23 protein-coding genes are annotated in these 26,377 nt (G+C 63.2%); 13 read left to right on the top strand and 10 right to left on the bottom strand.

Annotated elements, in window-relative coordinates:
- The first annotated feature begins 54 nt into the window (after nucleotides 1–54).
- The 3 genes from ACLIIZ_RS12015 to ACLIIZ_RS12005 all read left to right on the top strand — a co-directional run bounded on the left by ACLIIZ_RS12015 (nucleotide 55) and on the right by ACLIIZ_RS12005 (nucleotide 1,879).
- On the top strand, nucleotides 55–288 hold the full coding sequence (locus tag ACLIIZ_RS12015; RefSeq protein ID WP_416692376.1) for a hypothetical protein: 234 nt from the start codon (nucleotides 55–57) through the stop codon (nucleotides 286–288).
- On the top strand, nucleotides 275–754 hold the full coding sequence (locus ACLIIZ_RS12010) for a GNAT family N-acetyltransferase (protein ID WP_416692375.1): 480 nt from the start codon (nucleotides 275–277) through the stop codon (nucleotides 752–754). The genes ACLIIZ_RS12015 and ACLIIZ_RS12010 overlap by 14 nt, the downstream gene beginning before the upstream one ends.
- Before the next feature lie 141 nt (nucleotides 755–895).
- A complete protein-coding gene (locus ACLIIZ_RS12005; protein WP_416692373.1) occupies nucleotides 896–1,879 on the top strand; it encodes an alpha/beta hydrolase in 984 nt (327 codons plus the stop codon).
- Between the two features lie 74 nt (nucleotides 1,880–1,953).
- On the opposite strand, the gene ACLIIZ_RS12000 is transcribed toward ACLIIZ_RS12005, so the two are convergent.
- Nucleotides 1,954–4,086 carry a sensor domain-containing protein gene (locus ACLIIZ_RS12000; protein WP_416692372.1) on the bottom strand — a complete coding sequence of 711 codons (2,133 nt, stop codon included), beginning with the start codon at nucleotides 4,084–4,086 and terminating at the stop codon, nucleotides 1,954–1,956.
- Between the two features lie 210 nt (nucleotides 4,087–4,296).
- Here ACLIIZ_RS12000 and prfB point away from each other — a divergent pair.
- From prfB to ACLIIZ_RS11980, 4 genes are all read left to right on the top strand, one after another.
- A protein-coding gene (gene prfB, locus ACLIIZ_RS11995; RefSeq protein ID WP_416692371.1) for a peptide chain release factor 2 occupies nucleotides 4,297–5,401 on the top strand; the annotation gives its coding sequence in 2 pieces (ribosomal slippage) (nucleotides 4,297–4,377 and nucleotides 4,379–5,401; 1,104 coding nt in all).
- 18 nt (nucleotides 5,402–5,419) lie between these two features.
- Nucleotides 5,420–6,649, top strand: a complete 1,230-nt coding sequence (locus tag ACLIIZ_RS11990; RefSeq protein ID WP_416692370.1) for an AAA family ATPase — start codon at nucleotides 5,420–5,422, stop codon at nucleotides 6,647–6,649.
- Nucleotides 6,649–7,245, top strand: a complete 597-nt coding sequence (locus tag ACLIIZ_RS11985; RefSeq protein ID WP_416692369.1) for a DUF4276 family protein — start codon at nucleotides 6,649–6,651, stop codon at nucleotides 7,243–7,245. Before ACLIIZ_RS11990 ends, ACLIIZ_RS11985 begins: the two co-directional genes overlap by 1 nt.
- Before the next feature lie 10 nt (nucleotides 7,246–7,255).
- A complete protein-coding gene (locus tag ACLIIZ_RS11980; RefSeq protein ID WP_416692368.1) occupies nucleotides 7,256–7,582 on the top strand; it encodes a cupin domain-containing protein in 327 nt (108 codons plus the stop codon).
- Here the strand turns inward: ACLIIZ_RS11980 and ACLIIZ_RS11975 are convergent, their stop codons facing one another.
- Entirely contained in the window at nucleotides 7,583–8,521 is a 939-nt protein-coding gene (locus ACLIIZ_RS11975) for a nucleoside recognition domain-containing protein (protein ID WP_416692367.1), read from the bottom strand.
- Nucleotides 8,522–9,191: 670 nt separating this feature from the next.
- On the opposite strand from ACLIIZ_RS11975, the gene lysS reads away from it, so the two are divergent.
- The 5 genes from lysS to ACLIIZ_RS11950 all read left to right on the top strand — a co-directional run bounded on the left by lysS (nucleotide 9,192) and on the right by ACLIIZ_RS11950 (nucleotide 15,531).
- Nucleotides 9,192–10,685 (top strand): lysine--tRNA ligase, encoded by a 1,494-nt coding sequence (gene lysS / locus ACLIIZ_RS11970; protein WP_416692366.1) that lies wholly within the window; start codon nucleotides 9,192–9,194, stop codon nucleotides 10,683–10,685.
- Between the two features lie 128 nt (nucleotides 10,686–10,813).
- Nucleotides 10,814–11,326 (top strand): hypothetical protein, encoded by a 513-nt coding sequence (locus tag ACLIIZ_RS11965; protein WP_416692365.1) that lies wholly within the window; start codon nucleotides 10,814–10,816, stop codon nucleotides 11,324–11,326.
- Nucleotides 11,326–13,245, top strand: coding sequence for a bifunctional tRNA (5-methylaminomethyl-2-thiouridine)(34)-methyltransferase MnmC2/FAD-dependent 5-carboxymethylaminomethyl-2-thiouridine(34) oxidoreductase MnmC1 (gene mnmC, locus ACLIIZ_RS11960; protein ID WP_416692364.1), 1,920 nt, complete (start codon nucleotides 11,326–11,328; stop codon nucleotides 13,243–13,245). The genes ACLIIZ_RS11965 and mnmC overlap by 1 nt, the downstream gene beginning before the upstream one ends.
- Nucleotides 13,246–13,359: 114 nt before the next feature.
- Nucleotides 13,360–14,631 carry an O-acetylhomoserine aminocarboxypropyltransferase/cysteine synthase family protein gene (locus tag ACLIIZ_RS11955; RefSeq protein ID WP_416692363.1) on the top strand — a complete coding sequence of 424 codons (1,272 nt, stop codon included), beginning with the start codon at nucleotides 13,360–13,362 and terminating at the stop codon, nucleotides 14,629–14,631.
- Nucleotides 14,632–14,907: 276 nt separating this feature from the next.
- Complete coding sequence (locus ACLIIZ_RS11950) at nucleotides 14,908–15,531, top strand: acetate uptake transporter (protein WP_416692362.1); 624 nt, start codon at nucleotides 14,908–14,910, stop codon at nucleotides 15,529–15,531.
- A gap of 46 nt (nucleotides 15,532–15,577) precedes the next feature.
- On the opposite strand, the gene ACLIIZ_RS11945 is transcribed toward ACLIIZ_RS11950, so the two are convergent.
- On the bottom strand, nucleotides 15,578–16,378 hold the full coding sequence (locus tag ACLIIZ_RS11945; RefSeq protein ID WP_416692361.1) for a hypothetical protein: 801 nt from the start codon (nucleotides 16,376–16,378) through the stop codon (nucleotides 15,578–15,580).
- Between the two features lie 10 nt (nucleotides 16,379–16,388).
- Entirely contained in the window at nucleotides 16,389–17,507 is a 1,119-nt protein-coding gene (gene zapE / locus ACLIIZ_RS11940) for a cell division protein ZapE (protein WP_416692360.1), read from the bottom strand.
- A gap of 148 nt (nucleotides 17,508–17,655) precedes the next feature.
- On the opposite strand from zapE, the gene ACLIIZ_RS11935 reads away from it, so the two are divergent.
- Complete coding sequence (locus ACLIIZ_RS11935) at nucleotides 17,656–18,186, top strand: hypothetical protein (protein WP_416692359.1); 531 nt, start codon at nucleotides 17,656–17,658, stop codon at nucleotides 18,184–18,186.
- A gap of 112 nt (nucleotides 18,187–18,298) precedes the next feature.
- Here ACLIIZ_RS11935 and lpdA read toward each other — a convergent pair whose 3' ends face one another.
- The 6 genes from lpdA to ACLIIZ_RS11905 all read right to left on the bottom strand — a co-directional run bounded on the left by lpdA (nucleotide 18,299) and on the right by ACLIIZ_RS11905 (nucleotide 26,369).
- Nucleotides 18,299–19,720, bottom strand: coding sequence for a dihydrolipoyl dehydrogenase (gene lpdA, locus ACLIIZ_RS11930; RefSeq protein ID WP_416692358.1), 1,422 nt, complete (start codon nucleotides 19,718–19,720; stop codon nucleotides 18,299–18,301).
- Between the two features lie 75 nt (nucleotides 19,721–19,795).
- Nucleotides 19,796–21,034, bottom strand: a complete 1,239-nt coding sequence (odhB, locus tag ACLIIZ_RS11925) for a 2-oxoglutarate dehydrogenase complex dihydrolipoyllysine-residue succinyltransferase (protein WP_416692357.1) — start codon at nucleotides 21,032–21,034, stop codon at nucleotides 19,796–19,798.
- Between the two features lie 25 nt (nucleotides 21,035–21,059).
- Nucleotides 21,060–23,900 (bottom strand): 2-oxoglutarate dehydrogenase E1 component, encoded by a 2,841-nt coding sequence (locus ACLIIZ_RS11920; protein WP_416692355.1) that lies wholly within the window; start codon nucleotides 23,898–23,900, stop codon nucleotides 21,060–21,062.
- A 105-nt stretch (nucleotides 23,901–24,005) separates the two neighbouring features.
- Nucleotides 24,006–25,304 carry a citrate synthase gene (gene gltA, locus ACLIIZ_RS11915; RefSeq protein WP_416692353.1) on the bottom strand — a complete coding sequence of 433 codons (1,299 nt, stop codon included), beginning with the start codon at nucleotides 25,302–25,304 and terminating at the stop codon, nucleotides 24,006–24,008.
- Between the two features lie 112 nt (nucleotides 25,305–25,416).
- Nucleotides 25,417–25,659 carry an FAD assembly factor SdhE gene (locus ACLIIZ_RS11910; protein ID WP_416692351.1) on the bottom strand — a complete coding sequence of 81 codons (243 nt, stop codon included), beginning with the start codon at nucleotides 25,657–25,659 and terminating at the stop codon, nucleotides 25,417–25,419.
- Nucleotides 25,659–26,369: a succinate dehydrogenase iron-sulfur subunit gene (locus ACLIIZ_RS11905; protein ID WP_416692349.1), complete on the bottom strand. Its 711-nt coding sequence runs from the start codon at nucleotides 26,367–26,369 to the stop codon at nucleotides 25,659–25,661. Before ACLIIZ_RS11905 ends, ACLIIZ_RS11910 begins: the two co-directional genes overlap by 1 nt.
- Nucleotides 26,370–26,377 lie beyond the last annotated feature (8 nt).

The following is a 26,377-nucleotide window of genomic DNA, read 5'->3' as shown; positions in this document are numbered from 1 at the left end:
TAACACGCCACCGGCAAGCTGTTCTGGCAACGAGACCTTTCCCGCGAGGTTGTGATGACAGAAATGCTGTTCTGCTACTGCTGCCGTGTGCATCATGCCAAGAACGAGATGCGCCTGTTCCGGACCCGTCACGGCTACCGCTGGCGTTGCCTGCGCAGCATCGAAGCCGCCCGCCGCGACCACGGCGAACGCGACGCCTTCGGTCGGCAACAGACGGCGCTCAACCGCGAAACTGCCCGGCGCGCTGCGGAACACAACTGGCGCCTGCGACAACTTGCCGAGTCCTGACCTGGTCGCCGGCGACCTCGCCGGAATCCGCATCACGCCCCTGGATACCGACTGTCCAGCGCAACTCGACGCCAGCATCGCGCTGCTCGTCGATGCCTTCGGCGATCCGCTGCGTTACGGAGCCGAACGCCTGCGACTGGAACTGCAGACGGCAGACCCGGTGTTCTACCGCAAGTTCTTCGTCGCCGAAGCGGACGGACAAGTGCTCGCCTTCGGCGGCGTCAAGGCCGCCGACTGGGCCAGCCGAACCCACATCCTCTACCTGTCGGCGGTAGCGCCCGAAAAGCGCGGCCGAGGACTGGGACGGGCGATGATCAGGGCGCGGGTGGACTGGGTGACCGGCAATTTCAAATCCGGCCGCCTCCTTGTTTCAGCCGCCAAACCCCGGCGCTTCAGGGACCATGGTTTCGAGGCGATCCGCGACAGCGAACTCGACGGGCGACAGTTGCTGATCCGGCGCTTCTGAGCCACCCCGGGCCGCGCCAGGAAGGCAGCATTTTTGCCTGCACTGACAGCAGACAAACCGATTGACATATTCCATTGAACTACTAAGCTTGACAGCAATCGCCCGCTGAGGCGCCACGTCGACACCCACAGGAGGAGCCTCATGCTGTTCATCACCAGCCGCATGCCGACGGTCAACACGGAACCCGAGCTGAACAAGAATTTCGTCTTCGACCTCAAGAACAACTCGTCGAGCCGCAGCTTCTTCTGCTGCGTCCGGCACAAGAAGGGCAAGTACGAGGAAATCGGCAGCATGAACCTGCTCAAGACGCTGAAGGCGGCGAAGGTAAGGCAGGTACTGGTGTATATCCACGGCTTCGCCAACCTGCCCGAGGACGTCTTCGCGGCAACCGAGGAATTGCAGAAGTTGTGCGACAAGAAAAAAGCGGGGGAAGTCCTGGTTCTGCCGCTGGTCTGGCCGTGCGACGCCGACCTCGGCATCATCAAGGATTACTGGGACGACCAGAAGGCGGCCGATCAGAGCGCCTTCACCTTTGCCCGGGTAATGCAGAAGTTCATGGAATGGCGGAACTCCGAGGAGTTCAATCCGGAAGACGATCCCTGCCTGAAACGCATCAACCTGCTCGCCCATTCGATGGGCAACCGGGTACTGCGCCAGACGCTGGAAAACTGGCGTCGCTACGACCAGCCGCAGGGCCTGCCGCTACTTTTTCGCAACACCTTCATGGCCGCCGCCGACATCGTCAACGAATCGCTGCACAAGGGCCAGCCAGGCGAACTGATCAGCCACGCCTCGCGCAACGTGGTGGTGTATTACGCTTCCGACGATCTGGCGCTACGCGCCAGCAAGGTGAGCAACGTCAAGAATGGAGAAGCTTCGCGCCGGCTCGGCCACTCCGGCCCGGAAGACCTGGAGCGGACGCCGAAGAATGTGTATGCCATCGACTGCGACGACGTGAATACGCTCTACGACCCGCCCAAGGGCCATTCCTACTTCCGCTCCGGGCTCAAGAAGGGACAGCCCGGTGTCGTCTTCGATCATATTTTCGAGACCATGCTGAGCGGTCGCGTCTTCCCCAACGAGGAATACCGTAAATCGAGCATCCTCAGCCTGAGTAAGGGCTGAACCCCCGGCCGGTGCTCCGCTACGCCGGCCTTTGCCGGAATCTCGCACTTCGTCGCGGGATTCCGGTATTTTTTTCAGCGCCCTGCCAGATAAGCGGCAACCTGCCCGGCCGGCATCGGCCGCGCGAAATAGTAGCCCTGGAATTCCTCGCAACCGAGCGCATTGAGCACGGCGAGCTGGGTCTGTTGCTCGACCCCTTCGGCGACGACGCGCAGGTTGAGGCTGTGCGCCAGCGAGACGATGGCGCGGGTGATGGCAAGACCGCCGTTGCCGCTGTCGCATTCGAGGACGAAGGAGCGGTCCACCTTGAGAATGTCGATCGGGAAACGCTTCAGGTAAGCGAGCGAGGAATAGCCGGTACCGAAGTCATCCACCGCGATATCGACGCCCATCGCCTTCAGTTCGCCAAGCACCGCCAGGCTGCGCTGAACGTCGCCCATCAGCATGCCCTCGGTAATCTCCAGCTCGAGGTTGGCGGCCGGCAGCCCGGCTTCCTCAAGGACGGCGCCGACCAGCGCGGCAAGATCCTTTTCGCGGAACAGGCTGGGCGAAATATTGACGGCGATGCGCAAGTCGGGGTGGCCGGCGGCACGCCAGGCGGCGGCCTGATGGCAGGCCTGGCGCAGGACGAACCAGGTGAGCTGGCCGATCAGGCCATTTTCCTCGGCCAGCGGAATGAAACGTACCGGCGAAACGCTGCCGAATTCGGCGCTCTCCCAGCGCACCAATGCCTCGAAGCCGCAGGCGCGACCGCGGGCATTGACCTTCGGCTGATAAACCACGCTCAGCGCCTCCTCCTCGATCGCCCGGCGCAAGGCCGAATCCAGCGCCAGGCGTTCGCGGGCCTCAACGTTGAGGGTTTCGGTGTAGAACTGGAACTGCCCCTTGCCCAGCTTCTTGGCATGGTGCATCGCGGCGTCGGCGTGGCGCAGCAGGACATCGAGGTCGACGCCGTCGTCGGGGAAGATGCTGACGCCGATGCTGCAATTGACGCGGACCTCCTGGCCGTCCAGGGTGATCGGCTCGGCGATGGCGTCCTGGATGCGGTGCAGGATGTGCAGGGTCTCGGCAAGGCCGTCGTAGTCGCCGAGGATGAGGACGAACTCGTCGCCGCCGTAGCGAGCGACGGTATCCGAATCGCGCAAGCAGGATTTGAGGCGACGAGCGACTTCGACCAGCAGCTTGTCGCCGGCGCCATGGCCGAGACTGTCGTTGACCAGCTTGAAGTTATCGACATCGACAAAGGCCAGGCTGCCCTTGGTGCCACGCCGGCTGGCCAGACGCACCACCTGCTGCAGGCGGTCCTGCAACAGGTTGCGGTTGGGCAGGCCGGTCAGCGGATCATGCGTCGCCTGGTACTCCAGTTGCTGGCGATAGTGGTACTGGGCGGTGATGTCCTCGACCGTACCCTCGTAATACAGCGGCTCGCCGCCGGGGCTGCGGACGACGTGGGCGTGCTCGGAAATCCAGATGCGGCTGCCGTCGCGCCGATAGACCTCGGATTCGAAATCGCTGACGCGGCCGTGCTCGCGCATCAGCGTCTCGAACTCGTCGCGACGCCCTGATTCGACATAGAGATCGCCTGCGATGTCGGACAGACCGGCGATCAGTTCGGCCGCCCCGGCGTAACCATAAAGCTGCGCCAGCGCGCGGTTGGCGGCGATGTAGCGGCCGTCGATCGAGGTCTGGAACATGCCGACCACGGAATCCTCGAAGATGCTGCGGTAACGCTGCTCGGCATCGCTCAACTGGCGCTGGCTGAGAACCTGGTCGGTGATGTCTTCGACGAAGCCTTCGAGCACCCGGCGCCCCTCTTCGTCGAGCACGATGGCGCCGCGTTCGAGTACCCATTTCTCCGAACCATCGCGGTGCACGATCCGGTATTGCACCCGGTAACGGGCGACGCCGTTCATCGCTTCGACGATGCGCTGACGCACCGGCAGACGATCCTCCGGATGGGTGATCGCCTCGTACGACACCACCTTGTTGTACTCGAGTTCATCCGGGCAGTAGCCGGTCAACTCGCGGCTGCCGTCGCTGACGAAATGCATCGTCCAATGCTCGTCGATGGCGCAGCGGAAGACCATGCCTTCGAGGTTGTGGACCAGCACCTGCAAGACGCGCTCGCTGTCGATCCTGTTCCAGGCCGATTCGCGGCGTTTGCGCAGTACGGGAAGAAAGCCGGGGGAAGATGCCTGGTCGTTCACAATCGTAAATCTCGGTTAATCCGAAACGCTATTAAGCAAGAGACTTGCCAGCAACCAGAAGCACAAATTCAGGCAATTCTGTGACAGTTCAACGGAAAAACCACAAACTCGCGCCCCGATATGGTGCATCCATTCCCCGCCGGGTGGCGCCAGGCGCACTAGCTGCTCAATGTATAATCCGCGTTTTGCATTTGAATGAATTGAACCGACATGGAAGCAGAACAACTCAACAGTATCGCCAACAAACTCGACGATCTGGCGCAGCGCGCCGCCGAGTTGCGGAGGTATCTTTGACTACGATCACAAGCGCGAGCGCCTGACCCTCCTCAACCAGGAGATGGAAGATCCCAAGATCTGGGACGATCCGAAACGCGCCCAGGAACTGGGCAAGGAAAAGAAATCGCTGGAAGACATCGTCCTCGTCCTCGAAGCCGTGGACAACGGCGTCAATGACGGCCGCGAACTGTTCGCGATGGGCAAGGAAGACGACGACGACGACACCCTGCTCGCCGTCGAAGCCGACAACGCCGAACTGGAAAAGAAGCTTGCCGCGCTCGAATTCCGCCGCATGTTCAACAACCCGTCCGACCCCATGCCCTGCTTCCTGGAAATCCAGGCCGGCGCCGGCGGCACCGAAGCGCAGGACTGGGCCGCGATGCTGCTGCGCATGTACCTGAAGTTCGGCGAAAAGAAGGGCTTTACCGTTGAAGTGATGGAAGAATCGGAAGGCGACGTCGCCGGCATCAAGAGTGCCACCGTCAAGTTCAGCGGCGACTACGCCTATGGCACGCTGCGCACCGAAACCGGCATCCACCGCCTGGTGCGCAAGTCGCCGTTCGACTCCAACGCCCGCCGCCACACCAGCTTCACCTCGGTTTTCGTATTCCCGGAAGTCGACGATTCGATCGAAATCGCCATCAACCCGGCCGACGTGCGTACCGACACCTACCGCGCTTCCGGTGCCGGCGGTCAACACATCAACAAGACCGACTCCGCCGTGCGTCTGACCCACGTCCCGACCGGCATCGTCGTGCAGTGCCAGAACGACCGTTCGCAGCACCGCAACCGCGACGAAGCCTGGCAAATGCTGCGCGCCCGCCTCTACGAGTTCGAACTGCGCAAGCAGCAGGCCGAGCAGCAGAAGCTGGAAGACGCCAAGTCCGACATCGGCTGGGGCCACCAGATCCGCTCCTACGTGCTCGACCAGAGCCGGATCAAGGATCTGCGCACCAACCACGAGACCGGCAACACACAGGCCGTACTCGACGGCGACCTCGACCCTTTCATCGAGGCCAGCCTGAAACAGGGCGTCTAACCACATCAGGAGAAAACCATGCGCTTGGTCGACCTCCGTATCAGCCACTACAAGAGTCTGTCAGACATTGCGCTGACCGATATTCAACCGGTCACGGTACTGGTGGGCTGCAACGGGGTCGGCAAGAGCAACATGGCGGACGCCTTGCGTTTCCTGCGCGACGCGGTCGTCCAGGGTTTGGACCATGCCGTCAGCACGCGTGGCGGCATTGGGCTGATCCGGCAGTATTCGCCGAGGAAGCCGTACCAGGTTTCGTTCGATTTTGGCTTTGCAGAGGAGGATAAGGCCGCGCATCTCACCCGTTATCAACTGACGCTAAGCAGCTTGCGCGAGGGCAACTTTCGGGTTGAACGTGAACGCTGCGAGTGGTTTGTCCCAAATGACTACGTCTTTGACGGCGAATCCTTGGAGTTATTTGAGAGTGATTTCAAAGCAATACTCGCCGAACGCAATGCCGAAGGTCATATCACGCTCAAAGATGCCGGAATAGAACTCCCGTTGGACAGTAATTATTCAGTTTCTCCTGACACCCTGGCTCTAGGTACCGGCTTAATAAAGAAGTACGGATTAACCACTGCAAGTTTTGGCAGTACCACACTCCACGACTTCATCCGCAACTTCCGCTTTTCCTCCATTTACCCCAACACCCTGCGCCAGCCTGCCCCGCCCGACACCGACCCCATCCTCAAGGAAAACGGTGCCAACTGGGCGTCCATCCTGCGCAAGATGAAGCAGACCAGCCGGGGCAAGCAGGCCTGGGAACAAGTGCGGGAGATGATGCAGGTGGTCATGCCGCAACTGGAGGACATTTCGCCGGTGGCGGTCGGCGGTTTCATCCTGCCTCGCTTCAAGGTGCGCGAAACCAGCGGCGAGGCGCATCTGTTTGACCCCTCGCAAATTTCCGACGGTACCCTGCGCATCCTCGGCATCCTGCTCGCGCTTTACCAAACGCCGCATCCCTCGCTGATGGTCATCGAAGAGCCGGAACAGACCGTCAACCCGGCGCTGCTCGCCGTGCTGGCCGACGCCTTCCGCGAGTGTTCGGAACGCACCCAGCTACTGATCACCAGCCATAGCCCGCATCTGGTCGACCTCTTCCCGACCGAAAACATTCGCGTCGTCACGATGCAGGACGGCGAAACGCGCATCGCGAAAATCCGCGCCAGCCAGCAGGAAGCGATCAAGGAACACCTGCTCAGCCTGGAGCAGATCATGGCGGCGGAAGGACTACAGCCGGAGGACGCCTGATGCGCCCGCTGCTGCTCATCGTCGAAGGCCACGGGGACGAAAAAGCCGCCCCGATACTGGTACGCAAGATTCTTGAGCAGCATGGCCATTACGACGTCATCCTCCGCCCAACGCAGCGGCGCGGTGAATACCCGGCAGTCGCCAAGAGCTTCGACAACTTCTTCCTGGCCGCAATCAAGGAACGGGCGCCCATCCTCTGGATCATGGATTTCGACGCCAAAGGCCATGATTGCCCCTCCCTGGAAGCTGCCAGCCTTGCCGGGCGCGCCGCTCGACTCTACCCCGCCTGGCCGATCGCCTTCGCCTTCCTGGTCAAGGAATTCGAAACCCTGTTCCTGCACGACGAAGCCGCCACCCGCTCAGTCTTCACCGACATCCCCAAGCAGGTTGTTTTCCCTGAGCAGCCGGAGCGCATACGAGGCGCCAAGGAATGGTTGAGCGAGAAAAGGCCCAAGGGCATGGCCTACAAGGAATCCGTGCATCAGCAGAAAATTGCCGCGCACCTGGACATCGACCTGCTACGCCAGAAATCGGGCGATTTCGCCCATCTGGAACGCGCGCTGCTCAAGCTAATCGATGCCGAAATTCCCGCCTGACACAGGGCAAGTGACGCCCAACCTGTTCGCCGAATTGCCGTCGGCCGCGCTGGCCGACGAGCAATTCGCGACAATTCTGCAGCGCCCGGGACTACGCATCGAGCGCATCGTCTCGACCGGCCAGGCCAACCCGGAAGGCTTCTGGTACGACCAGGACGAAGGCGAGTGGGTGGTGGTGCTGCAGGGCGAGGCCAAATTGCGCTTCGCCGACGAAGCCAACGCCCGCCACCTGCGGGCCGGCGATTGCGTGGACATCGCCGCGCACCGCCAGCACCGCGTCGACTGGACGGCACCCGATCAGGTCACAGTCTGGCTGGCCGTCTTCTACGCCGCCTGATCAGGCAAAGACGAGGTGGCCGACGGTACGCAGCGCGATGCCGATGCAGGCGCCGAGCGCCGCCGGCTTCCACACCTTGGCAACGCGCGGCCCGGCCGCGATCAGCACGGCGACGCCGGGCAGGTCGAAGGGCGAAATCAGGAAACCGGCGCTGGCGTTGAGCAACTCGGCACTCATCTGACCGGCGCGGCGCATTTCGTCGACCACCCCCATCATCGCCGTGCCGCCGGCCAGGTATTTGGTCAGCGTCGGCAGGACCAGCACCCGGTCGATCGCCAGCAGGTCGAGCAAGGGCCCGACCAGCGTCGTCAGCAGGTCGATGGCGCCAAAAGTACGCAGCGCGGTGACCACCACCAGCGACAGCACCAGCATCGGGATCGCCCCGACCGCCAGCTTGAACGCCTCGGCACCGGCCCGGTTGATCACGTCGAGCACGCCCTTGGCGCTTTCCGCGACCGGGTGCGCCAGATGCTCGTCGACCAGCCCCTCGTTCGCCGACAGCCCGCGCCCGAACAGGTAATACGTCGCCGCCGCCGCAGCCAGCCCACCGATCAACGACCACAGCAGGGTCAGGCCGATGTCGAGCCCCATCGTCATCATCGGCAGCGCCGCGTTGGCCTGCGACATCGCGAAAACCATCGCCAGCGTCGCCGCGACATGGCGATCCGACGCGCCGCGCTGGTCCATCATCGTCAAGGTCGCCATCGGCGCCGCAAAGCTGACGAAATTGATCTGCAGCGCCGCGAACACGCCCAACCCGGTCAGGCCGAAGGGTTTCAATACCGGCGCCAGTTTCGCCACCACCCAGTCGAGCGCGCCACGCGCTTCGAGCAGGCGCATCAGCGACAGCATCACGACCATTACCGGCAGCAGGATGAACAGTGAAAGCTCGACGGCGGAGCGGCCGGCTTTGAGGAGAATTTCGATCAGGATTTCCATGGGGCGGGATTATTGCATTGCTTGGTGGAGCTCTGTTTTCCGACTATCGGACCGGCCGGCGGCGCTCTCCTCTAACCGCCGTGTTCCGCGCCTGACGCGCGGGCGTGTTTGGTTGATTAACCGCCGGGTTCCGCCGTTGACCGGCGGGCGTACTTTCTTCTTGTTTCGCTGTATGGACCGAACACATGGTGGACACCTGTGCGCGGACATGGTTGACGGATTATGGGGCAGGCGAAGGGTTTTGCCGCAGGTCGATGCGCATCAGTTGGTGATGGGCTAAGTAGATGTCGAAGAGGCCGTCGGTGTCGGGGCTTGGGCGGATGGCGACGGGCTGGGGGTGGCTTTTTGCCTGCGGCAGCGATACACCCCGCCTTTGAAACCGCCCTACTTTCTTTTTTCCACAAAAAAGAAAGTACGCCCGCGCATCAGGCGCGGAAATCGGCGCCTCAGAAACCAAAGCACCCCGCCAGTCAACCGCGGAACCCCGCACTTTAAAAACCAAAACCACCAGCCCATCAGGCGCGGAACCCTCAACCCCTATAACCAAACCCATCCGCCGGTCAGCGGCACAAAACAGCCCCCTTTCCCTTGTCCCTCCCCCCCGAATCGGCGAAAATCCCTGCTTTCGCGCGCCACCGCGCCAAACCCCGATTTCCCCAAGGATTCCCCGATGTCCAACGCCGAACAGCAACAAGACGAGAACCACATCATCGCCGAGCGCCGCGCCAAGCTGGCCGAGCTGCGCCAGGGTGGGGTCGCCTTCCCGAACGACTTCCAGCGCGAGAACACGGCGCAGAAGCTGCACGACGGCTACGGCGAGAAATCGGCGGAAGAACTCGAAGGCCTGCCGGTCGAGGTCAAGGTCGCCGGCCGCATGATGTTGAAGCGGGTCATGGGCAAGGCCTCGTTCGCCACGCTGCAGGACGTCTCCGGCCGCATCCAGGTTTATGTCGCCCGCGACAGGGTCGGCGAAGAAAGCTACGCCGCCTTCAAGGGCTGGGACCTCGGCGACATCCTCGGCGTCGTCGGCACCTTGATGAAGACCAAGACCGGCGAGCTGACCATCGCCGCCACTGAAATCCGCCTGCTGACCAAGTCGCTGCGCCCGCTGCCGGACAAGTTCCACGGCCTCTCCGACACCGAGATGAAGTACCGCCAGCGCTACGTCGACCTGATCATGAACGAGGAAACGCGCTTCACCTTCCGCGCCCGTTCGGCCATCGTCCAGTCGATCCGCAACTACATGTGCGGCCACGGCTTCATGGAAGTCGAGACGCCGATGATGCACCCGATCCCCGGCGGCGCCGCGGCCAAGCCCTTCGTCACCCACCACAACGCGCTCGACATGCAGCAGTTCCTGCGCATCGCGCCGGAGTTGTACCTGAAGCGCCTGGTCGTCGGCGGCTTCGAGAAGGTGTTTGAGGTCAACCGCAACTTCCGCAATGAAGGCCTTTCGCCCCGCCACAACCCCGAATTCACGATGATGGAGTTCTACGAGGCGTACGCGAACTACCACACGCTGATGGACTTCACCGAAGGCCTGATCCGCCACGCGGCGCGCGAAGCGCTGGGCAAGGAAGTCTTCATCTACCAGGGGCGCGAACTCGACCTGTCCAAGCCTTTCCATCGCCTGACCATCACCCAGGCGATCCAGCGCGAACAGCCGTCGTTCTCCGACGAACAACTGGCCGACGCCGAATTCCTCAAGGCCAAGATCGTCGCCTTCGGCGAGAAGGTCAAGCCGGGCGGCCTCGGCAGCCTGCAGTTGCAACTGTTCGAAGCCTGCGCCGAAGCGCAGTGCTGGGAGCCGACCTTCATCATCGACTACCCGGTCGAAGTCAGCCCGCTGGCCCGCGCCTCCGACAGCAACCCGGAAATCACCGAACGCTTCGAGCTGTTCATCGTCGGCCGCGAGATCGCCAACGGATTCTCCGAGTTGAACGACCCGGAAGACCAGGCCGCCCGCTTCCAGGAACAGGCCAAGGCCAAGGATGCCGGCGACGAGGAAGCGATGTACTACGACGCCGACTACATCCGCGCGCTGGAATACGGTCTGCCGCCGACCGGTGGTTGCGGCATCGGCATCGACCGGCTGATCATGCTGCTCACCGACAGCCCGGCGATCCGCGATGTCATCCTCTTCCCCCAAATGCGCCCCGAATAAACCATGGCTGCGCTTGCCATAACGGCGTTGCAACGGCACTTGCATAGCGCTGCTATGCGGCGTGCCGTTGCGCCTTGTTCTGGCTGCGCTCGCTCATGGTTTGCGCCGAAGCGGCACCAGGCCAACTGATGCAGATCCGCCAGCTCCAGGTTGCCCGCGACGCCGTCCAGGATCGCCTGATCCTGCGCGTAGCGACGCAGGCGAACGAGGAATACCGGGTCTGGATCACCCGGCGCTATCTGCGCGAGTTGTGGCCGCACCTGACGGCAATGCTCGCCGGCCACCTGGCCGCCCGGCCGCGGCAAGCGTCCGAGGCGCCGGCGAAGGCGGCGCAGGCGAGTTTCGAGCAGCCGTTCAAGGACGACAACCCGCTCTATCCGCTCGGTTCGACGCCGCTGCTGGCCAGCGAGGCGACGCTGGCCGAGGCGGGTGAAGGCCTGGCTCGCCTGACTTTCCGCGAAGCTCGCGAACGTGCCTTCAACTTGAATCTCAACGCCGAACTGATGCAGGCGCTGTGCGCCATGCTGCGTGCGGCGGCCGATCAAGCCGCCTGGGATCTCGCCCTCGACTACGCGCCGGCGGTACCCGGGGAAACGCCGGCCATGCCGGCTGGCGACAAGAAGCCCGGCCTCCTCCACTAGTGGAAGCGCTGCGCCCCGCCCGGCTCGAATTCGCCGACGACGGTACCCCCTGGTCGAGCGCCTACGGCGATGTCTATCACTCCGCCCACGGCGGCCCGGCGCAGGCGCGCCACGTCTTTCTCGGCGGCAACGAACTGCCGCAGCGCTGGCAGGGACGCGACCGCTGCGTCATTCTCGAAACCGGCTTCGGCCTCGGGCTGAACTTCCTCGCCACCTGGCAGGCCTGGCGCGCCGACCCGCAGCGCTGCCGGCGGCTGCACTTCGTTTCCTTCGAGAAACATCCCTTCTCCGCCGCCGACCTCGCCGTCGCCCAGCGCGCCTGGCCGGAGTTCGCCGAACTGGCGGCGCAACTGCAGGCCCGCTGGCCGCTGCTGACGCCGGGCGTGCATCGCCTTTTCCTCGACGACCGGCAGGTCATCCTGACCTTGTTCTTCGGCGACGCGACGACGCAGTTGCGCCAGCTCGACGCCTCGGTCGACGCGTTTTTTCTCGATGGTTTCTCGCCGGCGAAGAACCCCGAACTGTGGACGCCGGAACTGTGCCGCGCGCTGTCGCGCCTTGCGGCGCCGGGCGCCACGCTGGCCACCTGGTCGGTTGCCGGCCACGTCCGGGCGGCGCTGGAAGCCGCCGAGTTCGACCTGGAAAAACGCCCCGGCTTCGCCGGCAAGCGACAGATGCTGCACGGCCGTTTCCGCTCGCGCCGGCCCGACCGCCACCGCCCGCCAGCCGAACGGCGCGCCATCGTCATCGGTGCCGGCATCGCCGGCTGCGCCACGGCCAGCGCACTGGCCGGCGCCGGCTGGCAGGTCGAGGTGATCGAAAGCGCGGCGACGCCGGCCACCGGCGCCTCCAACAACATCGCCGGGGTGCTGCGGCCGCTGCCCAGCGCTGACGAGAACCGCCTGTCGCGCCTGACTCGCGCCGGCTACCTGGCCACCCGCGCCCTCCTGCAGACGCTGCCGGACGCCCGCTGGTCGCCGTGCGGCGTGCTGCATCTCGGCCGCGACGCGGCGCATGAAGCGACCCAGCGCCGCGTCGTCGAGCGCCTGCAATTGCCGCCCGAACTGCTCCAGTTCGCCGCCGCCGACGCCGTTGCCGAACGCCTCGGCCGATCGGTGGAAACCGGCGGCTGGTGGTTCCCGCAGGGCGGCTGGGTCAATCCGGCCTCGGTCTGCCGCGCCGCGCTGGCGGCTTTTCCGCAACGCATCGCCACGCGCTACGGCGTCGCCGTCGACCGCCTGGAAAGAACGGACGACGGCTGGCGCCTGCTCGCCGCCGACGGCAGCGAGATTGCCCGCGCGCCGGTGGTGATCCTGGCCGCCGGTGCCGGCGCCACGCATTTCGCGCAGTTCGCCGGCCAGCCGCAGAAAGGCGCGCGCGGCCAGGTCAGCCACCTGCCGGCCGCCAGCATCACCCCGCTGCCGCACGTCGTCTGCCGCCATGGCTACCTGATGCCGGCCATCGACGGCATCTGCCTGACCGGCGCCACGCTGCAGCCGAGCGAAGCCGACCTGACCTTGCGCCCGGCCGACCACGCCGAAAACCTGGCCCGCCTGCAACGCAGTCTGCCCGGCTTCGCCACCGCCATCGACCCGGCGACGCTCGACGGCCGCTGCGGCGTGCGGCCGATGTCGCCCGACCGCCTGCCCATCGTCGGCCCGCTGCCCGACCTCGCCGCGCTCAAGGGCCAGCCCCGCCTGCCGGCCCTGCCTCGACACCCTGGCCTGTGGTGCGTGCAGGGTTTCGGCGCGCGCGGCATCGTCTGGTCGGCGCTGATGGCCGACCTGCTGCTGTCGCGCCTGGAAGGCGAGCCGCTACCGCTGGAGAACGACCTGGTGGACGCCGTCGATCCCGGCCGCTTCCTGCTCAAACCGGCCGGCCGGATGCAGGAAGACGACGGCTTCGACGACCGCACGTGAAACCGGCATAAGCTTAGCTGCCGATGTTATTGGCAGCCCGCATCACGCCCGGTTAAGCTAGCCGGGCTCCTGTAAACTTCACATTTTTTCCAAACACAAAAGAGAGACACGCGGATGAAGATCGAAACCCTCGCCGTTCATGGCGGCTACAGCCCGGACCCGACGACCAAGGCAGTCGCCGTGCCGATCTACCAGACCACCTCCTACGCCTTCGACAGCACCCAGCACGGCGCCGACCTGTTCGACCTCAAGGTCGCCGGCAACATCTACACGCGGATCATGAATCCGACCCAGGACGTGCTGGAAAAGCGCGTCGCTGCGATGGAAGGCGGTGTTGCCGCGCTGGCCATGGCCTCCGGCATGGCGGCGATCACCGCGTCAATCCAGACGATTGCCGAAGCCGGCGACAACATCGTCACCTCGTCCACGCTGTACGGCGGCACCTACAACCTGTTCGCGCACACCCTGCCGCAGTACGGCATCGAAGTGCGCTTCGCCGACTACCGCGACCCGGACGCCTTCGAGAAGCTGATCGACGCGAAGACCAAGGCCGTTTTCTGCGAATCGGTCGGCAACCCGCTCGGCAACGTCACCGATTTCGAGAAGCTCGCCGAAGTCGCCCACAAGCACGGCGTGCCGGTCATCGTCGACAACACCGTGCCCTCCCCCTACCTGTGCCGCCCGTTCGAGCACGGCGCCGACATCGTCGTCCATGCGCTGACCAAGTACCTGGGCGGCCATGGCAATTCGATCGGCGGCATCATCGTCGATAGCGGCAAGTTCCCGTGGGCCGAGCACAAGGCGAAGTTCAAGCGCCTCAACGAGCCGGACGTGTCCTACCACGGCGTCGTCTACACCGAAGCGCTCGGCGCCGCCGCCTATATCGGCCGCGCCCGCGTCGTGCCGCTGCGCAACATGGGCGCCGCGATCAGCCCGTTCAACGCCTTCCTGATCCTGCAGGGTATCGAGACGCTGGCGCTGCGCATGGACCGCATCTGCGACAATTCGCTGAAGATTGCCGAATTCCTCAAGACGCATCCGAAGGTCAGCTGGGTCAACTACGCCGGCCTGCCCGACCACAAGGACCACGCGCTGGTCCAGAAGTACATGGGCGGCCGCGCTTCCGGCATCCTCAACTTCGGCGTCAAGGGTGGCCGCGAAGGCGGCGGCAAGTTCCAGGATGCCCTGCAACTGGTCACCCGCCTGGTCAACATCGGCGACTGCAAGACGCTCGCCTGCCACCCGGCATCGACCACGCACCGCCAGCTGTCGCCGGAAGAACTGGCCAAGGCCGGCGTGTCGGAAGACATGATCCGCCTGTCGGTCGGCATCGAGCACGTCGATGACCTGATCGCCGATCTGGATCAGGCGCTCAACGCCGCCTGAGTCACCGGCACCCCCGAGCAAGCCCGGCAACGCCGGGCTTTTTTTGCGCCCAAGCGGCGCCAAATCCACTCAACCATAATGCATTGAATTATTCATAACACAATGATTTTAAATATTTATTTTGTTTTGTTGACCTAAATCAGATGGCGCTCGCATGCCCCCGTCGAAAATCGCCCGGATCGTCCAAACGATCGTTTGACGCAGTGCAGCAAAAAAATCACAAATCAATTCGAGGGAGCGCGTATGCAACAGCAAGTCACTGAAACCAAAATCGTCATGTCCGACCCCACGGCGCTGGGTGTTTTCGGTTTGTCGATGGTCACCTTCGTCGCCGCGTCGGCCAAGATGGGCTGGACGACCGGCGTCGCCTACCTGATTCCATGGGCGCTGTTCCTCGGCTCGCTGGCTCAGATCTGGGCGTCGATGGTCGACTTCAAGAAGAACAACTATTTCGGCGCCATCGTCCTCGGCGCCTACGGCCTGTTCTGGATCGCCGTCGCCATGCACTGGGCAATCAGCCTCGGCTGGCTGGGCGAGGTTGGCGCCAATGCCGACCCGAAGCAACTCGCTTTCGCCTGCATCGGCTATTTCATCTTCTCGCTCTTCATCATGGTCGCCGCCTTCGAAGCCAACAAGGTTTTCGCCGTCATCCTGGTGCTGATCAACGTGCTGCTGCCGTCGCTGGCGCTGTCCATCCTCGGCGTGAACAAGGAACTGTTCGGGGCGCTTGCCGCCTGGTCGGAACTGGGCATTTCGCTGCTTGGCTTCTACGCTGCCGGTGCCGTCTTCCTGAACAACTTCTTCGGCCGCACCCTGCTGCCGCTCGGCAAGCCGCTGGGACTGATCAGCAAGGGCGCGGCGCCGGTCGTCACCCCGCTGCCGGCCAAGGCCGCCGCCTGAACGGGCTGACCGCGAAACCGAACGGGCCGCAGATGCGGCCCGTTTTTCATTCGACTTCCTCGACCCGCAACCAGATCGCCCGTTGCTCGCGCATCTGCCCGGTGCCGACGCTGAACGAACCATCGCGCTGGCTGCCGGCTTGCTGGCCGCTGCCGCCGAGTTCGATCCATTCGCCGAGGCGGCCGCTGACCGTGGTGCTCAGGCGCTGCGTGGCGATGCTGCCGGGACGGCGCGCATCGAGTTGTTCGGCCTGCTGCGAGATGTCCAGTGTCACGCGATCGCCGGCCAGGCGCGGCGTCGCGTAGAAACCACTGCCGATATCGCGATAGACGACACCTTCGTTGACCACCGCAGCACCGGGGCCAACCGCCACCATGCGCATCGGCACCGGCAGCGAACGGCCAACCTGGATGAAGGCGCGCCCGCCCTCGACCGTCTGCACCCGTTGCGCAGCCTTTTCCTCGCGCTGGCGCTGTGTGTCCCAGACCCGGCCTTCGACCTCGACCCGGCTGTTGCTGCCGAGCACCACCTGGCCGATGGCTTCCGCCTCGCGCTGGGCGTTCATCCGCTGGCGGTCGTGAGCGACGTGGATGATCAGCCGGCGCGCCGGCTTGTCGATCGCCGCCAGCGCCCGTTTGATGCCCTCGCGGTTGCGCGGCGAAGTGCGCAGGAAGAGCTGATTGTTCTGGCCACTCAGCGTGCCTCCGGGTTCGACCAGCGGCAGCAGCACCGGCAGGACTTCGTCGACCGTCTTGCTCTTCAGCTCGATGACCTCCAGTTGCGCCGCGGCCACGCCGGCCCACAAGGCAACGAAAACGGCGAGCAGGAACTTCAGGGCGGGTCTCATGGCGCTCTCCTCAGGGGGCGACGATATGCGGTTCGGCGAGATAGGCACGGGAATTCATTTCGGTCAGCCGGCTCACTGTACGCTTGAACTCGCTGGCCTGCGTGCCCTCGGTGTACAAGTCATCGGCGGCGCAGTCGGCGGTGGCGATCAGCTTGACCTTGTTGTCGTAGAAAACGTCTACCAGCCAGGTGAAGCGGCGGGCTTCCGAAGCCTGGTGCACGGTCATCTTCGGGATGTGCGACAGCAGCACGGTATGGTAGCCGCGCGAGATTTCCAGGTAATCGTTCTGCGAGCGCGGGCCGCCGCACAGGGTGCGGAAATCGAACCAGATGACGCCGTTGCCGCGGCGCAGGGTGGCGATCTGGCGGTCGAGGATTTCGATCTGCCCGCCCTCCTCGCCCTCCTCGCCGGCGACCATGCGGAAATAGTCGAGCATCTTGCGCTCGGCCGCGTCATCGGCCGGATGGTGGTAAATCTCGACCTGCTCCAGCGCGCGCAGTCGGTAGTCGACACCGGCATCGACCTCGAACACGTCGAGGTGTTTCTTGAGCAGGGCGATCGCCGGCAGGAAGCTCTCCCGGTGCAGGCCGTTGGGGTAAAGCATGTCCGGCGGGTAATTCGAGGTCATGACCAGGATCACGCCATGGCTGAACAAGCCCTCGAGCAGGCGGCCGAGGATCATCGCGTCGGCGATGTCGGAGACGTGGAACTCGTCAAAACAGAGCAGCCGGACGTCCTGGGCGATCGCCGCGGCCAGCTTCAGCATCGGATCCGGCTCGCCCTTGTACTTGTCGAGATCGCGATGGATCTGCTGCATGAAGGAGTGGAAATGCAGCCGCTTCTTGCGCCGGTACGGCACCGAAGCGTAAAAGCAGTCCATCAGGAAACTCTTGCCGCGCCCGACACCGCCCCAGAAATAAACGCCGCGCGGCGGCTTCGGCGGCTTCAGCAGGCGCTTGATCGTGCTGCCCCGGTCCACCTTGAACGACAGCAGGTTGCCATAGAGCGACTGCAGGGCCTGCGCCGCCCTCCGCTGCGCCGCATCGGCGACATAACCGCGCTCGGCGAGCAGCGCATCGTAGGCGTCAAGCATGCCGGTGGCGGAGACTTTCAGTTTCTTGTGGGGCATCGTCGGTTGTCGTTGTTCTCGGGTCCGCTATTTTCGCAAATATTGACGAGGTTCTACAGCGCAATGCGCTTTACCGGAATGACCGGCTAACCGACGGCGAACTCTGCCCCCCCCTGTCATCAGCGCGTCATGGCAATCGGATTGAATCATGGTTTCGCATGTTCCCGGCGGATCGATCATGGAACTCCTCGTCACCCTGGCGGTTTTCTATCACCTGGCCGCCCTGTTCGCGTCGCTCACCGGAGTCTTCCTGGCACTGTGCCGTCTGCGGGGGATGGCGACGGAAAGGCGATTGATCCGGCCGTTGATCCTGAACGGCGAGCTCCATCTGTGGCTTTCCGGCCTGCTGATCATCGCCCTCGGTGTCGCGCTCAAGGGCATGCCCTATTTCGACAATCCCAAGCTGTGGACGAAAGTGATCCTGATCACGCTGTGGAGCCTGAATTCCTGGCTGCTCCGCCACTACAGCCGCAGCGGCCTGGACCAGCGACGCATTGCGATGTTCGCCATCTCGCTCGGTTCGCTGATTTACGGCAGTTTCCTTGGCGTCGCCAAACCGCTGGCTTACGGCGTCGCACCGTTCTGGGGCTTGCTTGCCGGCTATGCCGCCTGCCTCCTGCTGACAGGCCTGCTCCTGCAGCGATCGCGTCGCTGGCTGTCGTCCCCGGCCATCGCCTGACGGTAGACCCGCGAAAACTGCAACCGATCATTCACTGTCGCTGCCGGAACAATGAAAGAAGGCGGAATGTGCTATTCGCACATCCCGCCTTTGGCAGACGAAGCGAAACTGCTTAGAAGTGCAGCGACCGCTTGTCGCAGGCCAGGGCGGCTTCGTGCACGATTTCCGACAGCGTCGGGTGGGCGTGGCAGATGCGGCCGAGGTCTTCGGAGGCGCCGGCGAATTCCATCGTGACGACGGCTTCGGCGATCAGTTCGGAAGCGTTGTTGCCGATGATGTGCACGCCGAGGATGCGGTCGGTCTTGGCGTCGGCCAGGACCTTGACGAAGCCGCTGGCGTCGCCGTGGCCGAGCGCCCGGCCGCTGGCCAGGAAGGGCACCTTGCCCGGCTTGTAGGCGATGCCTTCGGCCTTGAGCTGCTGTTCGGTCTTGCCGACCCAGGCGATTTCCGGGTGGGTGTAGACGACGCCCGGAATGGTGTTGAAGTCGCAGTGCCCGGACTGGCCGGCGATCAGCTCGGCGACCATGACGCCTTCTTCGGAGGCCTTGTGCGCCAGCATCGGACCGCGGACGACGTCGCCGACCGCCCAGACGTTGGGCAGGTTGGTCTGGCAGTGGCCGTTGACTTCGACCTGGCCGCGCTCGTTGATCTTCAGGCCGACGGCATCGCCGTTCAGACCGTCGGTGTTCGGGATGCGGCCGACCGAGACGATCAGCTTGTCGCATTCGAGCTTCTTGGCGCCGTCCTTGTCTTCGTACTCGACGGTGACGCCCTTCTTGGCGACCGAGACCTTACCCAGCTTGATGCCAGTGGTGATCTTCAGGCCCTGCTTGGTGAACAGCTTGAGCGCTTCCTTGGAGATATCCTGATCAACGAAGGGCAGGAAATCCGGGGCGGCTTCGAGGACGGTCACGTCGGTACCGAGACGGCGCCAGACCGAGCCCATTTCCAGACCGATGACGCCGGCGCCGATGACGCCCAGGCGCTTCGGTGCGGCGTCGAAATCGAGCGCGCCGACGTTGTCGCAGATGACCTTGTTATCGACCGGGATGCCGTCGAGGTGGCGCGGCTTGGAGCCGGTGGCGATGATCACGTGCTTGGCCAAGACTTCTTCCTCGCCGACCTTGACCTTGTACAACTCGCCTTCCTTGCCGGAGAAGCTGGCGTGGCCGTTCAGGCCGGTCACCTTGTTCTTCTTGAACAGACCGCGGATGCCGCCGGTCAGCTGGGTGACGATGGTGTTCTTGCGGCCGATCATGGTCGGCACGTCGATGGCAACGCCCTTGGCCGAAATGCCGTGCATGGCGAAGGAATGATTGGCTTCTTCGAATAGTTCGGAGGAGCGCAGCAGGGCCTTGGACGGAATGCAGCCGACGTTCAGGCAGGTACCGCCGAGACGCGGTTCGCCCTTCGGGTCGGCGTAGGCGTTGGATTCGGCGCAGGCGGTGTTGAAGCCGAGCTGGGCGGCGCGGATGGCGGCCACGTAGCCGCCGGGACCACCGCCGATAACGAGCACGTCAAATTGCTTGGACATGGATCAACCTTTCAGATTTCAGATGTGCAAAGGCGCCAGCGCCCGTGCGGGAACACTGGCGCCGGCGATGCTGGCTTAAACGTTGAGCAGCAGGCGGGCCGGATCTTCCAGCGCTTCCTTCATGGTCACCAGACCGAGGACGGCTTCACGGCCGTCGATGATGCGGTGATCGTAGGACATCGCCAGATAGTTCATCGGACGCACGACAACCTGACCGTTTTCGACAACGGCACGGTCCTTGGTGGCGTGGATGCCGAGGATCGCGGACTGCGGCGGGTTGATGATCGGGGTGGACATCATCGAACCGAAGATGCCGCCGTTCGAGATCGAGAAGGTGCCGCCGGTCAGTTCTTCGATCGACAGCTTGCCGTCCTTGGCCTTGGCGCCGAATTCGGCGATCTTCTTCTCGATGTCGGCGATCGACATCTGGTCGGCGTTGCGCAGGATCGGCACGACCAGGCCACGCGGCGAACCGACGGCGATACCGATATCGACGTAGCCGTGATAGACGATGTCGTTACCGTCGACCGAGGCGTTCAGGATCGGGAACTTCTGCAGCGCGGCAACGGCGGCCTTGACGAAGAAGCCCATGAAGCCGAGGCGGACGCCGTGGGTTTTCTCGAACTTCTCGCCGTACTGCTTGCGCAGGGCCATGACCGGGGCCATGTTCACTTCGTTGAACGTGGTCAGGATGGCGTTGGTCTGTTGCGACTGCAGCAGGCGCTCGGCGATACGGGCACGCAGACGGGTCATCGGCACGCGCTCTTCGGTGCGGTCACCGAGGGCGACGCCGGTCGGCGGCACCGGCAGCGAGGTGGTCGACTTGGCAGCGACGACCGGACCAGCAGCGACAGCCGGCTTGGCCTGGGCGGCAACGGCATCTTCCTTGGTGACGCGACCGCCGCGACCGGAACCGGCGACGTCGGCGGCAGCGATGCCCTTCTCGTCGAGGATCTTGCGGGCGGCCGGGCTGGCCGTGCCAGCCGGAGCGGCTGCGGCAGGCGCCGGAGCAGCGGCGGGAGCAGCAGCAGCCTTCGGTGCTTCAGCGGCCGGCGCGACGGCGCCAGCGGTGGCGGCGGTGTCGATCTTGGCGATCAGCTCGCCGGAAACGACGGTTTCGCCATCGCCCTTGATGATTTCAACGAGAACGCCAGCCGCCGGCGACGGCACTTCGAGGACGACCTTGTCGGTCTCGATGTCGATCAGGATTTCGTCGCGGCCGACCGCTTCGCCGATCTTCTTCTTCCAGGAAGCCAGCGTGCCTTCGGCGACGGATTCGGACAGTTGCGGAACTTGGACTTCAATGATGCTCATGGGTGACTCCACTCTGCTTTCGTTATTAGTAGTCGATCTTGCCCAGTGCGGACTCGACCAATGCTTTCTGCTGTTCGTTGTGCTTGGCCAGATACCCTACCGCCGGCGACGGCGAGGCGGGACGCGCAACCAGCAGCAGTTTCTGCTTGGCGTCGAGGCCGCTGTCCAGATGATGACGCGAGGCGAACCAGTACCAGGCACCCTGGTTGCGCGGTTCCTCCTGCGCCCAGACGATTTCCGTCGCCTTCGGATACTTGGCCAATTCCTTGGCCAGCGAACCCGAGGGGAACGGATAAAGCTGTTCGATACGGACGATGGCGATATCCTTGATCTGCTTCTCACGACGTGCGTTGACCAGGTCGTAATAGACCTTGCCGCAGCACAGCACAACACGCTTGACCTTTTTGGCGTCGATCTCGTCGACTTCGCCGATGACGCGCTGGAATTCGCCATTGGCCAGTTCGTCGAGCGACGACGCGGCATCCTTGTGGCGCAGCAGCGATTTCGGCGACATCACGACCAGCGGCTTGCGCTGCATGCGCACGGCTTGCCGGCGCAGCATGTGGAAAACCTGGGCGGCCGTGGTCGGGACGCAAACTTCCATGTTCATTTCGGCGGCCTGGTTCATGAAGCGCTCAAGGCGAGCCGACGAGTGCTCCGGCCCCTGCCCTTCGTAACCGTGCGGCAGCAGCATGACCAGACCGCAGGCGCGGCCCCACTTGGCTTCACCGGAAGTGATGAACTGGTCGATGACGACCTGGGCGCCATTGACGAAGTCGCCGAACTGGGCCTCCCAGATCACGAGTTCATAGGGGTTGGCCGAGGCGTAACCATAGTCGAAAGCCAGTACGGCTTCTTCCGAGAGCACCGAGTCATAGCACTGGAAGCCAGCCTGCTTTTCCTGCAGGTTCTTCAGCGGATGATAGGTACCGCTATCCCAACTGCTGCGGTTCTGGTCGTGGAAGGCGGCGTGACGGTGGAAGAAGGTGCCGCGACCGACGTCCTCGCCGGAAATGCGCACGCCGTAACCGGAAACCAGCAAGGAAGCGTAGGCCAGGTTCTCGGCCATGCCCCAATCGACCGGCAGCTTGCCTTCGCCCATCGCCGCGCGATCCTCGACGATCTTCTTGACCCGCGAGTGCAGGGTGAAGCCTTCCGGCAGCGTCGACAGACGCTGCGCCAGACGCTGCAGTTCGGCCTTCGGCACGGTGGTGTCGCAGGTCTCGATGTAATCCTTGGCCAGGAACGGCGTCCAGTCGATCGTCATCGGGTGCTTGTAGCCGGCCAGCACCGGGTTGTAGAGCAGTTCGCCCTTGTCCAGGTGAGCGCGGTATTCGGCGATCATCTGGTCCGGACCGTCAGCCGGCAGCGTCCCTTCGGCGATCAGCTTGTCACCGTAGAGCTTGCGCGTGCCCGGATGCTTGCTGATGATCTTGTACATCAACGGCTGCGTGACCATCGGCTCGTCCTGCTCGTTGTGGCCGAGCTTGCGGAAGCAGATGATGTCGACGACGACATCCTTGAGGAAGGTCTGACGGTACTCGATGGCCAGTTGGGTGACCAGCGCGACGGCTTCCGGATCGTCGCCATTGACGTGGAAGATCGGCGCATCGACCATCTTGAAGATGTCGGTGCAGTAGTGACCGGAACGGTAGTCGCGCGGATCGGACGTGGTGAAGCCGACCTGGTTGTTGACGACGATGTGCAGCACGCCACCGACACCGTAGCCACGGGTCTGCGAGAAGTTCAGCATTTCCTGGTTGACGCCCTGACCGGCGACGGCGGCATCGCCATGGACCAGGATGGGCAGAACCTTGGACTTGCTGCCTTCGCCGCGGCGAACCTGGCGGGCATAGACCGAACCGGCCACCACCGGGTTGACGATTTCCAGGTGCGACGGGTTGAAGGCCAGCGTCAGGTGGCAGGGGCCGCCCGGGGTGGCAACGTCGGACGAGTAGCCGAGGTGATACTTGACGTCGCCGGCGGTGAGATCGCTCTTCTTCTTGCCTTCGAATTCGGCGAAGAGCATCGACGGTGCCTTGCCCAGGGTATTGACCAGCACGTTCAGGCGGCCGCGGTGCGCCATGCCGACCACCACTTCGTCAACGCCATTGGCGCCGCCGGTACGGATCGCTTCGTCCATGGCGACGATCAGCGATTCGCCACCTTCGAGCGAGAAGCGCTTCTGGCCGACGTACTTGGTATGCAGGTAACGTTCGAGGGTTTCGGCGGCGGTCAGGCGCTCGAGGATGCGCTTCTTCTGGTCGACCGTGTAGGACGGACGAGAACGCATGCCTTCCAGCCTTTCCTGCAGCCAGCGCTTCTCGTCATAGTCGGTCATGTACATGTACTCGACGCCGATCGTGCCGCAGTAGGTCTGCTTCAGCGTTTCGAGGATGTCGCTGAGCTTGGCGTTTTCCGGCAGGCCCTTGAGCGAACCGACGTTGAAGGTCTGCTTCAGGTCGGCATCGGTGAAACCGTAGAACGACGGCTCCAGTTCGTCGAGTTTCGGACGCGGCAGGCGCTTGAGCGGATCGAGATCAGCCCAGCGGGTACCAAGCGAACGGTAGGCAGTGACCAGTTGACCGACCGCGGATTGCTTGCGGTGTTCGGCGGAAGACGAGGCCGGCGCACTGTGCTTGAAGCCACCATCCTTCGCCAGTTCGGCAAAGGCGGCAACGACCGGCGCATGCGCCACGTCACGGGCGACGAAGCCCGGCATCTGGGCCAGGCGATCGAAATAATCCCGCCATTCCGGGGCAACGGAAGTCGGATCGTTCAGGTAGCTTTCATATACTTCTTCGACAAAGGGTGCGTTACCGCCAAAGTAAAGCGTGCTGTCGAACTTGTCATTCATCGTAGTCATAAGCGTCCCCTGTATGGGTTTTATTTTCCTGCGGCACGCATTGACGCGCACCGGTGATGCTCCGCATGTAAAAAAGGGCGGCCCGCGAGCCGCCCGTTTATTGTATTAGCCGCGCTGGGCAAGCGGTACCACGTCGCGCTTGGCTGCACCAACATACAACTGGCGCGGACGACCGATCTTGTATTCCGGATCGGAGATCATTTCTTCCCACTGCGTCATCCAGCCAACCGAGCGGGCCAGCGCGAAGATGCAGGTGAACATTTCGGTCGGGATGCCGATCGCCTTCTGGACGATGCCGGAGTAGAAGTCGACGTTCGGGTAGAGCTTCTTCTCGACGAAGTATTCGTCTTCCAGAGCGATCTTTTCCAGTTCCATCGCGAGCTTGAACAGGCGATCGTTTTCCAGACCCAGTTCCGACAGCACTTCGTTGCACACCTTGCGCATCAGCTTGGCGCGCGGGTCGAAGTTCTTGTAGACGCGGTGGCCGAAGCCCATCAGCTTGAAGGAATCGTTCTTGTCCTTGGCGCGCTTGATGTATTCACCAACGCGCGAGACGTCGCCGATTTCTTCCAGCATCTGCAGGCAGGCTTCGTTCGCGCCGCCGTGCGCCGGGCCCCACAGACAGGCGATACCGGCCGAGATACAGGCAAACGGGTTGGCGCCCGACGAACCGGCAAGGCGGACGGTCGAGGTCGAGGCATTCTGCTCGTGATCGGCGTGCAGCGTGAAAATGACGTCCAGGGCGCGGACCAGCACCGGGTTCGGCACATACTTCTCGCACGGCGAACCGAACATCATGCGCATGAAGTTGGCGGTGTAGTCGAGCTCGTTGTCCGGGTACATGAAGGGCATGCCGCGGTTGTACTTGTAAGCCATGGCGACGATCGTCGGCAGCTTGGCGACGATGCGGTTGAAGCTGATGTTGCGGTGTTCGGCATCGGAGTAGTCCATCGCTTCGTGATAGAAGGCAGACAGGGCGCCGACCACACCGACCATGACGGCCATCGGGTGAGCATCGCGACGGAAGCCGTTGTAGAAACGGGTCAGCTGATCGTGCACCATCGTGTGCTTCTTGATGGTGTTTTCGAACTTGACCTTCTGGGAGGCATCCGGCAATTCGCCATTCTTCAGCAGGTAGGCGACTTCGAGGAAGTTGCAGCTTTCCGCCAGTTGCTCGATCGGGTAGCCGCGATAGAGCAGTTCGCCCTTGTCGCCATCGATGAAGGTGATCTTGGAACGGCAACTCGCGGTAGACAGGAAACCGGAGTCATAGGTAAACAGCCCCGTCTTGCCGCCCAGGCTACGAATATCCACGCAATCATTGCCATGCGTCGGGGACATGATCGGGAAATCGACAGGTGCTAGTCCGTCGATGCTCAGGGTTGCCTTGCGTTCGGTCGTCATGGTTTTTCCCTTGTCAGGTGTTGGTTATCACTGCACTGCCAAATTTGGTCAATGTCACAACTTAGTGCATCAACCTTACTTAAGACTTACTCAGAGCTGCCGTAAGTTTCTGTTAACTCTCGCGTATCGCCACCAGAATCGGCAGATAGCGTGGATCCTCGCACTCCGTCTGGCCACTGATCAGGTACCAGAGATCGTGGTCTTCCATGTCGGCCATTTCCACGAACACCTGCTGCTGCTCGTCCGACAGCTTGGCGAACCCGTTATCCAGGAAACGCGTCAGCGCGATATCGAGTTCGAGCAGGGCGCGGCGGATGCAACGCCAACGCAGGCGTTCGTAGTCGGCTCTTTCCATCAGACGGCGCGGCGAACCATCAGGTCTTTGATCTTGCCGATGGCCTTGGTCGGGTTGAGACCCTTCGGGCACACGTCAACACAGTTCATGATGGTGTGGCAACGGAACAGGCGGTACGGGTCGTCGAGGTTGTCGAGACGCTCGTTGGTCGCCTGATCGCGCGTATCGGCGATGAAGCGGTAGGCAGCCAGCAGGCCGGCCGGGCCGACGAACTTGTCCGGATTCCACCAGAACGACGGGCACGACGTCGAGCAGCAGGCGCACAGGATGCACTCGTAGAGACCGTTCAGCTCTTCGCGGTCTTCCGGCGACTGCAGGCGTTCGCGTTCCGGCGGCGGATCGTTGTTGATCAGGTAGGGCTTGATCGAGTGGTACTGCTTGAAGAACTGGGTCATGTCGACGATCAGGTCGCGGATAACCGGCAGGCCGGGCAGCGGACGCAGCACGATCGGCTGCTTCAGTTCGTCGATGTCGGTCAGGCAGGCCAGACCGTTCTTGCCGTTGATGTTCATGGCGTCGGAACCGCAGACACCCTCGCGGCAGGAACGACGGTAGGACAGCGTGTCGTCCTTCGCCTTCAGCTTGGTCAGGGCGTCGAGCAGCTTGCGATCGGTCGGCTCGAGTTCGACCGAGATGTCCTGCATGTAGGGTGCGTCGTCCTTGTCCGGATCGTAGCGGTAGATGCTGAATTGAACCATGCGTTTGCTCATGTTCTTCT

This window comes from Azonexus caeni, assembly GCF_048146105.1.
GTDB classification, from domain to species: Bacteria; Pseudomonadota; Gammaproteobacteria; order Burkholderiales; family Rhodocyclaceae; genus Azonexus; species Azonexus aromaticus_B.
The sequence above is the reverse complement of the archived record's forward strand: the minus strand, read 5'-3'. Positions and strand labels throughout refer to the sequence as shown.

Excerpts from the sequence above, each read along its gene's own strand:
- odhB (WP_416692357.1), bottom strand. The coding sequence starts at position 21,034 with ATGAGCATCATTGAAGTCCAAGTTCCGCAACTGTCCGAATCCGTCGCC.
- ACLIIZ_RS11975 (WP_416692367.1), bottom strand. The coding sequence starts at position 8,521 with ATGGAAATCCTGATCGAAATTCTCCTCAAAGCCGGCCGCTCCGCCGTC.
- ACLIIZ_RS11965 (WP_416692365.1), top strand. The coding sequence starts at position 10,814 with ATGCAGATCCGCCAGCTCCAGGTTGCCCGCGACGCCGTCCAGGATCGC.
- lpdA (WP_416692358.1), bottom strand. The coding sequence starts at position 19,720 with ATGTCCAAGCAATTTGACGTGCTCGTTATCGGCGGTGGTCCCGGCGGC.
- ACLIIZ_RS11935 (WP_416692359.1), top strand. The coding sequence starts at position 17,656 with ATGGTTTCGCATGTTCCCGGCGGATCGATCATGGAACTCCTCGTCACC.
- ACLIIZ_RS11950 (WP_416692362.1), top strand. The coding sequence starts at position 14,908 with ATGTCCGACCCCACGGCGCTGGGTGTTTTCGGTTTGTCGATGGTCACC.
- ACLIIZ_RS11945 (WP_416692361.1), bottom strand. The coding sequence starts at position 16,378 with ATGAGACCCGCCCTGAAGTTCCTGCTCGCCGTTTTCGTTGCCTTGTGG.
- ACLIIZ_RS11920 (WP_416692355.1), bottom strand. The coding sequence starts at position 23,900 with ATGACTACGATGAATGACAAGTTCGACAGCACGCTTTACTTTGGCGGT.
- ACLIIZ_RS11985 (WP_416692369.1), top strand. The coding sequence starts at position 6,649 with ATGCGCCCGCTGCTGCTCATCGTCGAAGGCCACGGGGACGAAAAAGCC.
- ACLIIZ_RS11955 (WP_416692363.1), top strand. The coding sequence starts at position 13,360 with ATGAAGATCGAAACCCTCGCCGTTCATGGCGGCTACAGCCCGGACCCG.
- lysS (WP_416692366.1), top strand. The coding sequence starts at position 9,192 with ATGTCCAACGCCGAACAGCAACAAGACGAGAACCACATCATCGCCGAG.
- ACLIIZ_RS11910 (WP_416692351.1), bottom strand. The coding sequence starts at position 25,659 with ATGGAAAGAGCCGACTACGAACGCCTGCGTTGGCGTTGCATCCGCCGC.
- zapE (WP_416692360.1), bottom strand. The coding sequence starts at position 17,507 with ATGCCCCACAAGAAACTGAAAGTCTCCGCCACCGGCATGCTTGACGCC.
- ACLIIZ_RS11905 (WP_416692349.1), bottom strand. The coding sequence starts at position 26,369 with ATGAGCAAACGCATGGTTCAATTCAGCATCTACCGCTACGATCCGGAC.
- gltA (WP_416692353.1), bottom strand. The coding sequence starts at position 25,304 with ATGACGACCGAACGCAAGGCAACCCTGAGCATCGACGGACTAGCACCT.
- ACLIIZ_RS12005 (WP_416692373.1), top strand. The coding sequence starts at position 896 with ATGCTGTTCATCACCAGCCGCATGCCGACGGTCAACACGGAACCCGAG.
- ACLIIZ_RS12015 (WP_416692376.1), top strand. The coding sequence starts at position 55 with ATGACAGAAATGCTGTTCTGCTACTGCTGCCGTGTGCATCATGCCAAG.
- ACLIIZ_RS11990 (WP_416692370.1), top strand. The coding sequence starts at position 5,420 with ATGCGCTTGGTCGACCTCCGTATCAGCCACTACAAGAGTCTGTCAGAC.